General features: G+C 69.7%; 10 protein-coding genes. 2 read left to right on the top strand and 8 right to left on the bottom strand.

All coding sequences use genetic code 11. The features are described from left to right. Nucleotides 1–31 precede the first annotated feature (31 nt). Complete coding sequence (locus SNE206_RS28515) at nucleotides 32–718, bottom strand: hypothetical protein (RefSeq protein ID WP_407916378.1); 687 nt, start codon at nucleotides 716–718, stop codon at nucleotides 32–34. Nucleotides 719–1,474: 756 nt separating this feature from the next. After that, complete coding sequence (locus SNE206_RS28510; protein ID WP_407916377.1) at nucleotides 1,475–2,188, bottom strand: septal ring lytic transglycosylase RlpA family protein; 714 nt, start codon at nucleotides 2,186–2,188, stop codon at nucleotides 1,475–1,477. Between the two features lie 617 nt (nucleotides 2,189–2,805). Here SNE206_RS28510 and SNE206_RS28505 point away from each other — a divergent pair. Next, nucleotides 2,806–3,945 carry a chitinase gene (locus tag SNE206_RS28505; protein WP_407916376.1) on the top strand — a complete coding sequence of 380 codons (1,140 nt, stop codon included), beginning with the start codon at nucleotides 2,806–2,808 and terminating at the stop codon, nucleotides 3,943–3,945. A 148-nt stretch (nucleotides 3,946–4,093) separates the two neighbouring features. Here the strand turns inward: SNE206_RS28505 and SNE206_RS28500 are convergent, their stop codons facing one another. The 6 genes from SNE206_RS28500 to SNE206_RS28475 form a co-directional block, all read right to left on the bottom strand. Continuing rightward, a complete protein-coding gene (locus SNE206_RS28500) occupies nucleotides 4,094–4,921 on the bottom strand; it encodes a hypothetical protein (RefSeq protein ID WP_407916375.1) in 828 nt (275 codons plus the stop codon). Nucleotides 4,922–5,653: 732 nt separating this feature from the next. Next, nucleotides 5,654–6,301 carry a GTP-binding protein gene (locus tag SNE206_RS28495; protein WP_407916374.1) on the bottom strand — a complete coding sequence of 216 codons (648 nt, stop codon included), beginning with the start codon at nucleotides 6,299–6,301 and terminating at the stop codon, nucleotides 5,654–5,656. Then, the gene (locus tag SNE206_RS28490) at nucleotides 6,240–6,686 is read right to left on the bottom strand and encodes a DUF742 domain-containing protein (protein WP_407916373.1); all 447 of its coding nucleotides are present in this window, start codon (nucleotides 6,684–6,686) and stop codon (nucleotides 6,240–6,242) included. The genes SNE206_RS28495 and SNE206_RS28490 overlap by 62 nt, the downstream gene beginning before the upstream one ends. Further along, nucleotides 6,683–7,081 carry a roadblock/LC7 domain-containing protein gene (locus SNE206_RS28485; RefSeq protein WP_407916404.1) on the bottom strand — a complete coding sequence of 133 codons (399 nt, stop codon included), beginning with the start codon at nucleotides 7,079–7,081 and terminating at the stop codon, nucleotides 6,683–6,685. The genes SNE206_RS28490 and SNE206_RS28485 overlap by 4 nt, the downstream gene beginning before the upstream one ends. Nucleotides 7,082–7,137: 56 nt before the next feature. Next, on the bottom strand, nucleotides 7,138–9,567 hold the full coding sequence (locus tag SNE206_RS28480) for a nitrate- and nitrite sensing domain-containing protein (protein ID WP_407916372.1): 2,430 nt from the start codon (nucleotides 9,565–9,567) through the stop codon (nucleotides 7,138–7,140). Further along, on the bottom strand, nucleotides 9,554–10,699 hold the full coding sequence (locus tag SNE206_RS28475; protein WP_407916371.1) for a hypothetical protein: 1,146 nt from the start codon (nucleotides 10,697–10,699) through the stop codon (nucleotides 9,554–9,556). Before SNE206_RS28475 ends, SNE206_RS28480 begins: the two co-directional genes overlap by 14 nt. A 274-nt stretch (nucleotides 10,700–10,973) precedes the next feature. Between SNE206_RS28475 and SNE206_RS28470 the strand changes: the two genes are divergently transcribed. Further along, nucleotides 10,974–13,679 carry a BTAD domain-containing putative transcriptional regulator gene (locus SNE206_RS28470; RefSeq protein ID WP_407916370.1) on the top strand — a complete coding sequence of 902 codons (2,706 nt, stop codon included), beginning with the start codon at nucleotides 10,974–10,976 and terminating at the stop codon, nucleotides 13,677–13,679. Nucleotides 13,680–13,810 lie beyond the last annotated feature (131 nt).

The following is a 13,810-nucleotide window of genomic DNA, read 5'->3' as shown; positions in this document are numbered from 1 at the left end:
CGACGGCACCCTACGGCGTGACGAGGGATCGTCAGTGGCGGCGGTGGCGTCGGGTGCGCCGTGCTACGGCGAGGACACCGACACCGAGTCCGACGATCGTAGTACCGATACCGACGAGCAGGCCGCTGTTGCCGCCGCCGCCGGTCGAAGCCAGGTGCTCACCGGGACTCGGAGAGGCCGAAACAGGCTGGGACGGGCTCGGCGAGACCGGCGGGGCCAGCGACGGCGAGGAACTCGGGCTGCCGGACGGCTGCGACGAGGGAGATCCGCTGGGCGTCGGCGACGAGCTGGGCGTCGGCGACGAGCTCGGTGACGGTGAAGGGCTCGCAGCCGGTGAAGGACTCTGCGTCGGCGTGGGGCTGGGGACAACGGGCTCGCAGAGGTCGGATTCTGCAACCTTCTGCTTCACCGTGACCTCGGCGATGCTCAGCCGCCACGTGTCGTTCGGGCCCGTGTAGCCGACCGTCACCTTGACGGTTGTGCGCCCGCCGATAGATCCGTGGTAGACCTCCTTGCCCCCGATGCGTTCCAGCGTGTAGTTCCCGCCGGTGCGGTACTTGTTGCCGACCACGAGCGTGACGTGTGTGGGGTCGGGACGGCACTCCGCCTTCAGCGAGACGTCACCGGCGTTCCACGCGTACGCGGTGCCGGTGGCAGTGACGACAAGCGCGGCTGCCGCGGTGCACCCGCTCACCAGCGCGACTCGGAGCTTCTTCATGCAGTATCTCCTTCGATGTCCCGGCGAGGGACGCGTCGTCAGGGTCTGTTCCCGCCCTGAACGGGGCACGTGCAGGTGTGACGCGCCGAATACAGCGGTCGGCCTCGGGCACACCGCTCGTCGAAGGATCCAACGTCCGCCTGTGGAAGGTGGGTTCAGCCCAGGGGTACTCCGTCGTGCACGTCCTGCAGAGGTGGTGTCGCGAGAGGGGTATCGGAGTGTCGAACCTCTGGGGAAAGAGGGAGCCCCGACCGCGCGGGGGTGTGCGGCCGGGGCTCCTACGAGCGCGGGACGTGACAGGGCTGTCCGTCACCCGGGCGGTGTCGGTGCGGGGTCACCACCCGGGGTCGCGCTCAGGGTTCCATGCCGCCTACACGGTGGCATGGAGTCATTGCCGACCCGTGTCCCTGCACGGGCCGACATTTGTATCAACGGACGGTGGTACTGCCCGGGTTCACGGAAACCAGACGGTGGACCAGTGTGTGCAGAAGGTTGTCACCTGCCCGTGTCACCCAGGGAGTGCTGGACGGAGCGAGGTCCTGTACAGCGGGCTCCGCTCGACCGGAGCGGTGCTTTTCGCGCGGTGGCTCGTCGTCGGTGTGCGGAGAGCCTCACTTTGGGACAGTGCCGCCTGCAGGACAACGAGTGCTTCCAGGGTGCGGTTTCAGCCGTCGGCCCTCTCGGCGAGATGCACCGAGAGGGCCGACGAAAAGAACTGACTGGACAGCAGAAGGTTGATCGGAAGGAGAAGGAACCTCACCGGCCTACGGACATGGCGTTCTGCTGATCGACCATCTCCTGAAGCTGATCGGCCCACCGCGCCTGCCACCATGCGGCGTCGTGGTTCAGCCACCAGGGAGAGCCGTCGGACGGCGACTCGCTGTCCACGGGCGCCGGGGCCTCGGCCTTCGCCGTCGGTGCGGGCCGAAGCCCCGTATTCGTCCGCCGGTGCTCGCGCGTCCGAGGCTTCGAGACCGAAGCGGCGTCGGAAGGATCGTCGGCCGGCGTGGCATCCTCCGACTGCGTCGGCAACACGGCGGGACCACCACCCGGCGGACAGTCATCCATGGCGATCGGGCGGAAGCCGGCCGCCAGGGAACTCAACGGAGTCGTAGTCGGAACCGTCTCGACTCTCACCTGGGTGAGCCCGCCGCACAGATCGGCGCCGAGAGAATGGAACGCACCCGCGGACAGGTCGATGCAGCGGTGGTCCGGGTCCGTGAACGGTCCACGGTCGGTGATTTCCACGACGATGGCCGGGCCGCCGCCGAGGTCGGTGACACGCACCCGTGTCCCGAAGGGGAGGGTCCGGCTGGCCGCCGTCATGTCGGTCCGGCGGAACGGTGCGCCGCTGGCGGTCGGCGCACCCTCGACGTTCTCGTTGGTCGCGCCGTACCACGACGCGGTACATGTCTGCTCGGCCGTCGAGGCCGCGTCGGCCCCGCCGGGCAGCCAGGCCGCACCGGCCACTACCGCGACTCCCGTTGCGGCAAGTGCTGCCTGCCAGTGCTTCTTCGGTCGCCTTCTTCGCCCCATGGGCTGCCTCTCGTGACGGGCGATCGACCCGCGTGACGGGTTGCGGCCGACCGCCACCGGATCCGGCCGGGTGCGTGTACCGACCTGCCCGACAATTCCACTGCACCCCATGGAAGTTGAACGGTCCGTTGAGTTCGTCCGGTTCAGCGGGAGATGAACCGCGAAGTCCTGGCGGTCCGTACTCACCGATGGGCCGTCCTTTCGCACCGGGTCGGAAGCCTCGGACGGGCAGCGCTGATCCGTGCCGTCCGGGCGGAGGCCGCCTGCCTGTCGGCTCAGCGGGTGGCAGGAGGGAGGAAAACCCCCGGCTCGGGGACGGCGGCACTGCCGCCCTGGACCGCCACGCTCGTATCCCGCCCAGGAGGCCTTTCATGACCCCAGCCCAGCCCACACTTCGACGGCGGGTGTTTGCCGGGGCTGCTGCTGTCGCAGCCGCGGGCACGTTCGCCGTGCTACCGGTCGCTCCGGCAGCAGCCGCTCCGTCGGACCCACTGGGTCTCAACGCGCCCTACGAGTACCTGGGGTGGGGCAACGCCCAGGATCCCGTCGAGGTGATGAAGACCACCGGGATCAAGCAGTTCACGCTCTCCTTCATCCTCGCGGGCCAGGGATGCGATCCGCTCTGGGACGCAGACCGCCCCCTCAAGGGCGGTGACGACGCCGCTGGAATTGCGGCGATCAGGGCAGCCGGAGGCGACGTGGTGGCCTCCTTCGGCGGCTGGGACGGGGCGAAGCTCGGTGAGCAGTGCCAGACCGCGTCGGAACTGGCGGCGGCCTATCAGAGCGTGGTGGATGCCTACGACCTGAAAGCCGTGGACTTCGACATCGAATCGACGGAGCTGAGCACGCCGGCGGTCCGCCAGAGGGTGGTGGAGGCGCTGAAGATCCTCCGCCAGGGCAACCCCGGCCTGCTGATCTACGTGACGATTCCCGCCGACCCCGGAGGTCCCATCGCCGACGGCGTGGACCTTGTTCGCAAGGCCGCCGCGGCCGGGACCGTCGTGGACGGCTGGACCGTCATGCCGTTCGACTTCGACTCGCACTCGGGCACGATGGTCGACGCCTCGAAGGAAGCGGTCACGGGCCTGCAGAAGGTGATCGCCGATGCGTACGGCTGGGACGCGGACAAGGCATGGCGGCATTCGGGCATCTCGTCCATGAACGGACACACCGATCAGGCCGGCGAGACCGTGTCCGTCGCCGACTTCCTAGCACTCCGGGACTTCGCGACCACACGGCATCTGGCCCGCTTCACCTTCTGGGCCGTCAACCGCGACCGGTCGTGCCCGCCCGGACAGGCTGCCAACGAGTCGTGCAGCGGCGTTGCCCAGGATGATCTTGCCTACACCGCGGTGGCCGCCGGCTACCACGCCGGGGATGCTGCTCCCGCCACGCCCTCCCCGGATGCCGAAGCCACCGATGAGCCCGGCCCCACGGAGTCTCCTTCGCCGACCACCCCGTCCGTGTCGGCCACCGCTGCAGCGGCTCCTGCTTCGCCCACATCCACCCGGCGATCCGGCTCGCCCCGTCCGGCATCCGCTCGGCCCACCGCCAGATCGGCCGATCAGGAGGGATCTTCCCTCGCGTCCACGGGCGGCGGGGACGAGACACCTGTACTCGTAGCCGCTGCGGGCGGCCTGCTGATGGTGGGTGGAGCAGTCGGACTGGCCAGCCGTCGCAGGCCCCGCTGACGCGGCGCAGGACCGTACCCGCGGAGGGGCCGGACCCGGGCTGCTCCCGGCCCCGGCGCGCCGCCCCCCCCCCCGGGGGGGGGCCGGGCCCCCCCCGCCCCCCCCCCCCCCCTCCGCGGGCGGCAGCCCGATGATCGGCCCCGGCGGGTCAGGCAGGGCAGTCCACCCGGAACTGGGCTGCTGCGAGGCGGGCGCCGTTGCGAGCCGAACTTCCCCAGTCCAGACCCCGGTTGTGAAGCCTGATCACCAGCCGGCCGGCGGCCGGAGCGAAGCTACCGACCTGGACCCAGCTGCCCTGGCGGCCGACCTGGTCCACGGTGAACGAACCGTAGTCGGCACCGGAGGGGCCGTTCTGGACGGAAAAGTACGCAGGCGCTCCACCCACCTGTTTGATTGATCCGGTGGGCACATAGGAGGACACCGAGCAGGTGGAGACGGTCGTGCCCACATCGAAGGTCCACAGCACGTAGGTACTCGGGTCATCCTTGTGCCGGTCGCCGGACATCGGAACGCCGCGGAAGCCCCCGTTGCAGCCAGCCCCGGCGTAGCCGCCGCTACCCACTGCTGCCCAGTCGGATGCGTCGTCCGGGACGGAGCCGATTTCCTGGTAGCGGGCGGACCCGCCGTTCGGGCACCCGTATCCGCCGATCGCGTGGAAGCCTGCCGGCTGAGCTGCCGGCGGTGCGGCAGCGCGGCCCGTGGACGGCGCGGCGGTGTGTGGCACCTTGGTCGGCCCGGCGGAGGCCGTTGGACCGGTGGACGGGGTGCCGGTAGTGGCCGGCGTCGGAGAAGCCGTGGCCGGCGGGTTCGAGGCGGAGGGATCGGGCCGGTGCCGCGCGGCTCGGGACGGCGCTCCGGCGGCGCTGTTGTCCTCCGGCTGCGCATTGCCCACGGACCCGGCGCTCCCCGTGCTGCTGCTGGGCAGGAGAGGGGCGATGATCAGCAGGATGCCGCCGGTGGCTATCGCTCCGATCATGGCGATGCGGCCGCCGTCCCAGCTGTGCCGAGGTGCTGACGGCCTCCTCGCTGACAGTGAGGCGACAGCCCGGTGCAGAAGCCTGAGCGTACTTCTTGACAGGGTGCCCAGTGCGTGTGCGACGCGATGCGCCCGGTCGGCGCACCAGCGCCGTACAGCTGCCGGATCGGGTCGGCGGCGGGTCCGTCCGAAGGAGCCCTGACCGCCCACCCAGGGGAGTTGGAGCCCCGGCTCGGGTCCGGGCGGTGGCATGGGGGTCGCAGACCCCGTGTGGCTTTCAGTCATCGGGCCTTCATTCCTTCAGAGGTCGTCGACGGGGCGCAGCCGGAGGCCGTCGGTTGCCGTTCGGTGCTTGACAGATCCACGCGGGTGCCGATCCTGGCGATGGTCGGCGGTTCGCAGAGTCGATGCAGGATGCGGCGCTGTTCGGCGGTGGTCGGTTCGACGGTCGCCGGCCGGACGGTGCAGGCCTCGGTGGTGCAGAGGGTGGACTCGGCCGCTGGGGTGCTCGACGGAGGGCGGGGCGGGCCGACCGGATGGCAGGCCGAGGTGACGGCGAGTACGAGCGCAGCGAGCATCGGTCTCAGGTCCGCCTTCCGTCCTTTCCCTTGCACGACGGCCCTCCTCCCGCTGTGTCAGCTTTCGGTCCGGTGATGTCCAGGACCGGTCGTCGCCTCTCATCCGGGAAAACGGCCGGGCGTCGCAGGGTGGTTCGGCGGGGGAGGGTATGCCTTACGTCGGGTGGGTGGTCTGGGCGCGGGTCAGTGCCTCGTCCAGGACGACGAGGAGTGTGTCGCGGACCGACAGCTTGTCCCGGGCGTCGAATTCCACGATGGGGATGCGGTCGGGGATCGCAAGGGCCCAGCGGAGCTCCGCCGATCGGTAGTGCTCCCGTCCGGCGAAGCGGTTGACTCCTACGACGAACGGAAGTCCTGCCTGTTCGAAGTAGTCGACGGCGGGGTAGCAGTCGCTGAGACGGCCGCTGTCGACGATCACCAGCGCACCCAGGGCGCCGCGGACGAGGTCTCCCCACATGAAGCCGAAGCGGTCCTGGCCGGGTGTCCCGAAGAGGTAGAGCTTCAGGCCGTCGTCGATGTTCAGTGACCCGAAGTCCATGGCGACGGTGGTTGTTGTCTTGTCGGGCGTCTGACTGGCGTCGTCGATCCCGGCCGCCACCTCGGTCATGACGGCTTCGGTCGTCAGGGGTCGGATGTCGGAGATGCTGGCCACCGTCGTCGTCTTTCCCACCGCGAACCCGCCCGCAATGATGATCTTGACTGGAAGTGGCGGAGTTCTGCGGACCCCGGACGGCGCGGAGTCAGGAGATGGCTCGAAGACCACGGATGACCCTTCGAAGTGTGTCGACGTCGCGCGCGGCATCGAACTCGGGCATGTGAGCTGTGACGTGGCCGCCGGCGTAGAGGTCGCTCACCAGCACGCGAACCACGTTGAGGTGCAGCCGCAGCCGTGCGGCGATCTCGGCGACCGAGAGGGGTTCACGGCAGAGCGTCATGATCGCCCTGTGCTCGTGCACGGAGTGGCCCGCGCCGATGAGCGGTTTGCCGGTGGTCACCACCTGGGTCTCGATCTCGATCGCCGTGCTCTGCCCCTGCGTCCGTCCCCGGGTCAGCAGGAACGGACGAGGGGCGAGCGAGAACGGCGGGGTGGGTTCGGCGGGGGGTAGGGCGAGCGGGGGCGGGGTCGGCCAGGAGACCTCCTGGTGGAGCTCGGGGTCGGGTCTGCGATCGGGTGGGTAGCCGGTCATGCCTGGACGTGCGTCTTGAGTTCGTGGATCAGCTGCGGGGTCAGTACCGCGCCGGCTCGATTGGCGAACAGGGTCATCTCGTAGGCCACGTTGCCGAGGTTCGCTTCCTTGGAGGCGATGACGCCGAGAACCGAACCACTGCCGATGGCGGAGATGAGCAAGTAGCCGTCGGCCATGTCGACGATGACCTTGTTGAGGCTGCCGAGTCCGTACCCGCCAGCAGCTCCGTGGGCCAGGCTGGTCATGCCCGCAACGATGGCCGAGAGCCGGTCTGCCTCGGCCCGCTCGCCTGGTCGGCAGATCGCGATCATCAGGCCGTCGGACGAGACGGCGATGGCGTCCCGAACGCCCGCTGTCTGCTGCGCGAAGCGGCCGAGCAGCCAGTTGAACCCCATGGCCTCTTCGCTCAGCCCGTTCTGTGTCAGCACTCTGATCTCCTGCTTCCTCTTTGTCAGATCTGCGGCGTGGTTCCGCTGTGGTGGGTGGCGCGTATGATGCCGGCGTTGAATTCCTCGATCATCGCCCTGGCCGCCTCGGGGTCGAGATGCTGAAAGCCTGTGGGAACGCTCGCCGGACGGGGTATCACGGCGCCGGTGGGCATCTGGGCACCTGGTACGCGGCGTACCAGGCCTTCGACCGGCGGGCCTGTCACAGGTTGCGGCTCCGCCGGGGCGGGCAGGGCCGGCGGTGGTGCGCTCGGATCGGTATGGCGGTCCAGCACCTTGCGGATCTCGTCCTCGATCTCACGGCGAAACCAGTCGAAGGGGCCTGGGCCCGGCTCCGGTCGAGGGGGTAGCGCGGCGGGCGCGGGCAGTACGGCGACAGCGGGGCGGTTGTCCGGTGGCGGGACAAGCTTGAGGACGGGCCCGCGGGTCACGGCGCCGTCGGCAGTGGCCGGCCACGATCCGGTTGCGGCCTGCGCTTCGGCCCGGCGCTGTTCGGGGTGACCGGTCTGTGGCGGACCGGGGAGGGACAGCGCCGCATTCTGCACCCGAAGGTGGGTCGTGGGCACCTGCACCCACGCGGTGACGCCTCCGCCAAGGGTTGGGCCGAGATGGATGCGGATGCCGTGTTTCCGGCACAGCCGTCCGACCACGAAGAGACCCAGTACCTCGGTGGGCGCCAGGTCGAGGCGTTCCTCGCGGCCGAGCCGGGCGTTTTCCTCTGCGAGCCTGCTCTCGGAGATGCCGACGCCGCGGTCGACGACTCTCAGGGTGCAACCGTTCGCGGTCTGGCGTGCCCCCACCTCGACCCGGGTGGTGGGTGGCGAGAACGACGCGGCGTTCTCCATGATCTCGGACAGGATGAGCAGGAGGTCGGTGGCGACGTCCGGAACCACCAGCAGCGGGGGTACTTCTCCCAGGTCGACACGTCGGAAGTCCTCGATCGTTCCCATCGCCGAGCGGAGGACGTCGGACAGGTCGACCGGGTCGATCGACAGCATCGGTTCCGTCCAGCCCGACAGGACGACGAGACTGTCGGCATGCCGGCGCAGGCGGGTCGAGACGTGGTCCAGACGGTACAGGCGCTCCAGGAGGCCCGGATCGACCTCGGAGCGCTCCATCTCGTCGATCATGGCGAGCTGTCGGCCGGCGAGGTTCTGCGTTCGCCGCCCCACATTGCCGAACATCGCGGCTGCGTTGCGTCTGCTGGCGATCTGCCGCTCGACCAGGGAGACCGAGGCCTGCTGGACCCGGTTGAACGCGGTCGCGAGCTTGCCGATCTCATCGCTTCCTGCCGACTCGATGATCGCGAGACTGACCGGGGCATCCTGCGCCGCGGTTTCGTCCGTGACCCGGGCGAGTTCGGCTTCGGCGACATCGGCGATGGATTGAGCCGCGTCGTGGAGCCGACCCAGTGGACGGCTGATCGAGCGGCCCAGCGCGATGGTGAGCCAGGCCATGGCTGCCGCGAGCCCGGCGGTGAGGAGGCCGAACACGAAAGCGGTCCAGATCGCGGTCCGGGCGTCCGCCGTCGCGACTGCGGCGGCATCCCGTGCGATCTTCTCCTGGGCGAGCTGTCGCAGGCCGTCCTGCGCGTCCGCGGCATCGAGGACCGCTGTCTGATCGATGTTCGGGCTGGTGGCGCGCTGGCCGGACTGCGCAACTGAGGCGGCGTACGCCCAATCCCGGACAGTGCTCGCGAAGCTTCCCACCTGGCGGGTGGCCCAACCCTGCTGCGCTGCGGTGAACAGGGCTGCCTGGTCCGCCGCTGCCACGGCGAAGAACTGGCCTCTGTCCGTGGTTTCGCGGGCGAGCGCCGCCTCCAGGTCGGCCAGGGAACGCTGGGCGTCCCGCGGATCGGCTGTGATCGTGAGAAGAGCAGCTCCGGTGGCGCTGTTGTCCTCGTCGAGCCGCAGAAGGGTGGTGAGGACACGCAGGTTGCGCGTCTCCCGGGCATTGCCGAACTTACTGTCTTCGGCCCCGGATCCGAGCCCGTCGAGAACGCGGTTGATGGACTGGTCGTACACCCTGCGCAGATCGTGCGCCTTGATGCTCCGCTGCAGAACGAGGGAGCGGTTGCTGCGCAGAGGTGCCAGGCCGTTCAGGGCCTGGGACAGTGCCGGGTGTCCTCCGGTACCGAGCGCATTCAGGAGATCGCTGGCTGCGGCGTCGACCTGCGCCGACTGCCGGACCACTTGGTCGGCGGGAGCCGAGTCGTCGGACAGGTATGCGATGGACAGCAGCCGTTCCCGCTGGAGGTCCTGGACGAGGCCGCTGGCCTGCCGGGTCAGGCCGATCGTCTCGGCGTCGCGGAGCGATCGATCGGCGCTCTGCACCCGATCGGCGATGTACGGGGTGGTCAGAAGTACTGCAGCGGTGAGGGGCAGTGCCGCGAGCGCGGCGACCCGGTGGCGGACCGCGATGTCAGCGACTCGCACCGAGGCCCTCCTTCCGGCGCGGCCGGCCGGCGCCGTCTTCACCGGTGCCCGGGCGAGTACCTCGCAGCACCTCGGGTGCGGCGCTCGCGCGGCGGTGCCGACGGATGCCGGTGCGGTTTACCGCCTGACGAATTCCGCGGCCGAGGCCCAGGAGGGCTGACAGGGCCGCGCACAGCGCGGCCAGCAGGCCGACCACCCACCATCGGACGACCTGCCGTACGCCGCCCTGCTGTGCGTCCAGCCGTACCTGCAGGAGGCCGTTGAGCTGCTCCAACACCGCGATGTCGAGTTGCATGGATGCCTGCAGCAGAACCGTCCGGCCGGAGCTGACGGCATTCTGGTCGGTCGGCAGAGGCTGACTGATCAACGCGGTGGACGGGGCCAGAGCGCCGACCGCCGCGCGGAACGCATCCACCTTGGACAGCAGGTCGGGACCGAAGGTCGGGCTGGCCGTGAACCCGAAGCTCTTCGAGAGACCGGACTGGAGAGCCGTCGAGTCACCCGAGACATGATCCCTGGCAACCAGGACCCGGGACAGGTCTGCGTTGCCGCCGCCCAGCCGCATCAGGTTCAGATCGGACATCCGCCCGCTCTCCACCATGATCTTGGGCAGGCGCAGAAGCGCCGCGTCCATCAGGTAATAGGCATCCAGCGCCGGGTCCAGGATGAGGTTGGACGTGTCGCCGACGCGAGCTGCCAGGAAGAGCGCCTGGTCCACCACGGCGGAATAGGCCGAGAAGGCGGCCAGCCCGCTCGGAGGCGAGCCGAGCAGTATGGAAAGGTCCGACTGGAGGTTCACCCATGTGTCGTGGACCCGCAAGCTCCGGCCGTCGGTTTCGTCCGCCCGGGCCACCATCGACATTGCGCGGCGGACCTCATCCGTTTTGACCGTATGCCCTGCCACGGCCGCCGACTGGTTGTCGGCGAGCACGGCGATGAGCGCGGTGAGCGGGCGCAGGTAGGCGACGCCGCGCTGCTCGGCCACGGTGAAGGTGGCCTCGGACGCCGTGCTGTTCCAGTACTGGACAGTAGTGAACGTCGCGGGCGCCAGCAGCGCCAGGGCGACGCAGACGGTGGTCAGAAGACGGCGGCCGCGATGGGGGGTGGGCCGTTCCCCGGGTGGCTTGGGCATGGATGGGACCGTCTTCCTGGGCTGCTCACAGATGGGTCGACCAGTTCTACGGATGGATGGCTGACTTTGTTTCAGTTGCCCGCCCGCCAGGTTTGACAAAGAGTGCAGGTCATGTGGTTGTTGGCGGCGCCCCTGCGGCCTGTCCGGCAGTTGAGATAGACGATTTTGGGCCGGTTTCGAGCTCGAGTACGCTCACCTGACTGACATCGCAGGCCAGAGGCACTGCACGGGGCCCACGGGCCGAGAGGCCTAGGCGGAGGGATCGGTGCGGAAAGTGGAGGCGCAGGTTCTTCTGCTGGGTCCGGTCCTGCTCCACGACCGGCACGGGAGGACGCTCGATGTCGGTGGGCCCAAGCGGCGCGCCGTGCTCGCGGCTCTCGCCATCCACGCCAACGAGTCGGTGGCGGTCGGTCGGCTGCTCGACCTTGTGTGGGACTGCGCACCGCCCCCACAAGCCAGAGCGGCCCTGCAGGGCCATATTGCGGCCCTGCGCAAGATCCTTCCCGAGGGACTCGCCATCACGACCCTCTCCGGAGGCTACCGGCTCACCTGCGACCCCGGCATGCTCGACTGCGCGCGCTTCGACCGCCTCCGCCGAGCAGCGGACGCCGCCGGGGACGACGCCGACCGGTCTGCACTGCTGGAGCAGGCACTCGGTCTCTGGCGGGGCAGTCCCCTCGCGGACATCCAGGGGTCGGAGCTTCAACGGTCAGGCGCTTACCCGCTGTTTGAGCGGTGGGTGGCGGTCCTGGAGGACTGGGCGGTCACGGAGCTGAGACGGGGATGGGGCGAGCGTGCGGTGCCGGCGCTGTCCACTGCCGTTCGCGCGGACGCAGCCAGGGAGAATCTCGTTTCGGTACTGATGCGCGCCCTGCACCAGGCCGGCCGGACCGGCGAGGCCCTGGAAGTGCACCGCCGGACGGCCGACTACCTGCGCGCGGAATTCGGCCTGGATCCCGGCCAGGCCATGCGGGAGGCCCTGGAGGCGGTGCTGAGGCCCGCCATCCCGCGGAACGCTGTCGGCCCTGCACGGCCCCGGCCGGTTTCTGCGAGCGCCGCAGGGGGCGGCCCGGTTGCCGCGGGCCCGCTGATGCTGTCGACCCTGCCGAGGCGCCCGGGATCCATGACGGGCCGCACGGCAGAATGTGCGTGGCTGGATCAGATCTCCAGGGAACGGGCGGTCGAGGGTTCCCTCGCGCTCGTCGTAGGGCCTGCCGGGGTCGGGAAGACCGCCTTGACCGTCGAGTGGGCGCACACGGTCGCCCACCGCTACCCGGGCGGACAGCTGTTCGCCGACCTCAGGGGCTTCGACGAGGAGTCCCCGCTGACCAGCGGCAAGGTCCTCGCCGAGTTCCTGATGGCCCTCGGAGTGCCCGACGACGAGGTCCCCACCGCGATGGACGAGCGGGTGGCCCTCTACGGACAGCTCACCCGTGACCGCAGGCTCCTCGTCGTGCTCGACAACGTCCGCTCGGCAGAGGACATCAGAGACCTCATACCCTCGGGTGCCGGCTGCGCGACCGTTGCGACCAGCCGGATGGCACTGCTCGACCTGATAGCGACGGAGGGCGCGGCCTGTTTGTCGCTGCGCCCGCTCCCGGCCGCCGACGCCGTCGCGCTGCTGTCCGCCCTCATCGGTCCTGACCGGGTCGTGTCCGAGCCCGCCGCAGCGCTCAGGCTCGCCGAACTCTGCGACCACCTGCCGCTCGCGCTACGGCTCGCCGGAGCACGGCTTGCGATCCGTCCCGTGTGGAAGATTCATGAACTGGTCGCCGACTTCGAGGACGAACAGGACCGGCTCGACGGCTTCGAGGTCGACGGCAGCACCGGTGTCCGGGCTGCTCTGGAGCTGACCGCCACGCGCCTGCCCATGGTGTCCAGGAGGCTGCTGGCACTCCTGGGTCTGTATCCGGGCGGTGACATCGGCGTTGCGTCCGCAGCGGCACTGCTGGGCAGTGACCTCGCCGAGGCCCGCACAGCACTGGGGGTACTCGCGGCCGGCCACATTCTGGTGGAGGAGGTGCCCGGCAGGTACACCCGCTCCAGTCTGATCCGCCTCTACTCCCGTCAGCTCCTCGACGGACTGGAACACGGCGACAGGCACGAGGCCTTCGGCAGACTGCTCGACTTCGCGCTGGCGGCCTCCGCATCCGCCGCCGCGCCACTGGCCGTGTACCCGTGGTTGGTGGAGCGGCCGGACGGAACACCGCCGGTCGGCGTCGGCGAATGGACCTCGGGTATTGACGCCCAGAAGTGGTTCCGGGCGCACGAGTCGACGCTCCGGTACCTGCTTTGCCAAGCAGCCCGCGAAGGCCGGCACGACCTGGTCTGGCGCCTGGCGGAGAACCTCTGCATGCTCTATCTCCGCGCGGACCCGGTCGGGCACTGGACGGCGACAGCTGCCCTGGGTCTGCAGTCCGCCGAGGAGTACGGATCGCTCTCCGCCGTCGGACGGATGCAGAGCCAGCTCGGTCTCGCCCTGTCGGAGAGCGGACGTGCCCAAGAAGGCCTGGCGCATCATGAGACCGCGATACGCATAGCGGAGGCCGCCGACGACACGGCCAATCTCTGCGCCGGGCAGATCCGGCTTGCAGTCTGCTACGAGCGGCTCGGCATGGCGCCGGCACTGCTTCGGCAGGCATTCGGGACCGCGCTGCGAACCGCCCGACGGCTCGGCGATCGACGGGTGCATTCGGTCGCGCTGCACCATTGCAGCAGGCTGGCGCGGGCCGACGGAGACGCCTCGGCGGCGCTCCGATTCATCGACGAAGCGATCGAGCTCGTCGCCGACTACGGCGATGTCGAGAAGATCTGGCTCAACCTGAACCGTGCCTGGGCGCTCCACGAGCTGGGGCGCGCCGAGGAGGCGTCCGGCCTTGCGCGTGCAGTGCTCGACCGAACGACTGAACTCGGCAAGGAGGAGTACGTGGCAGAGGCCCGCACACTGGTCGAGCGGATCCGGCGCTCCCTGGACAACTGATCCCGTCCGGAAGCTCCTTCGCCACCGTGCCGCACCGAGCAGCCGCTGAACCGGCTTCGTGCGCCGACCCGTTCACCCTGAGGGCGCAGATACGGCGCCCCCAGGGCGCTCCCGCTTCCCCGGGCGGGGGC

This window comes from Kitasatospora sp. NE20-6 (assembly GCF_045862635.1).
The sequence above is the reverse complement of the archived record's forward strand: the minus strand, read 5'-3'. Positions and strand labels throughout refer to the sequence as shown.

Excerpts from the sequence above, each read along its gene's own strand:
- SNE206_RS28475 (WP_407916371.1), bottom strand. The coding sequence starts at position 10,699 with ATGCCCAAGCCACCCGGGGAACGGCCCACCCCCCATCGCGGCCGCCGT.
- SNE206_RS28500 (WP_407916375.1), bottom strand. The coding sequence starts at position 4,921 with ATGATCGGAGCGATAGCCACCGGCGGCATCCTGCTGATCATCGCCCCT.
- SNE206_RS28490 (WP_407916373.1), bottom strand. The coding sequence starts at position 6,686 with ATGACCGGCTACCCACCCGATCGCAGACCCGACCCCGAGCTCCACCAG.
- SNE206_RS28495 (WP_407916374.1), bottom strand. The coding sequence starts at position 6,301 with ATGCCGCGCGCGACGTCGACACACTTCGAAGGGTCATCCGTGGTCTTC.
- SNE206_RS28485 (WP_407916404.1), bottom strand. The coding sequence starts at position 7,081 with ATGGGGTTCAACTGGCTGCTCGGCCGCTTCGCGCAGCAGACAGCGGGC.
- SNE206_RS28515 (WP_407916378.1), bottom strand. The coding sequence starts at position 718 with ATGAAGAAGCTCCGAGTCGCGCTGGTGAGCGGGTGCACCGCGGCAGCC.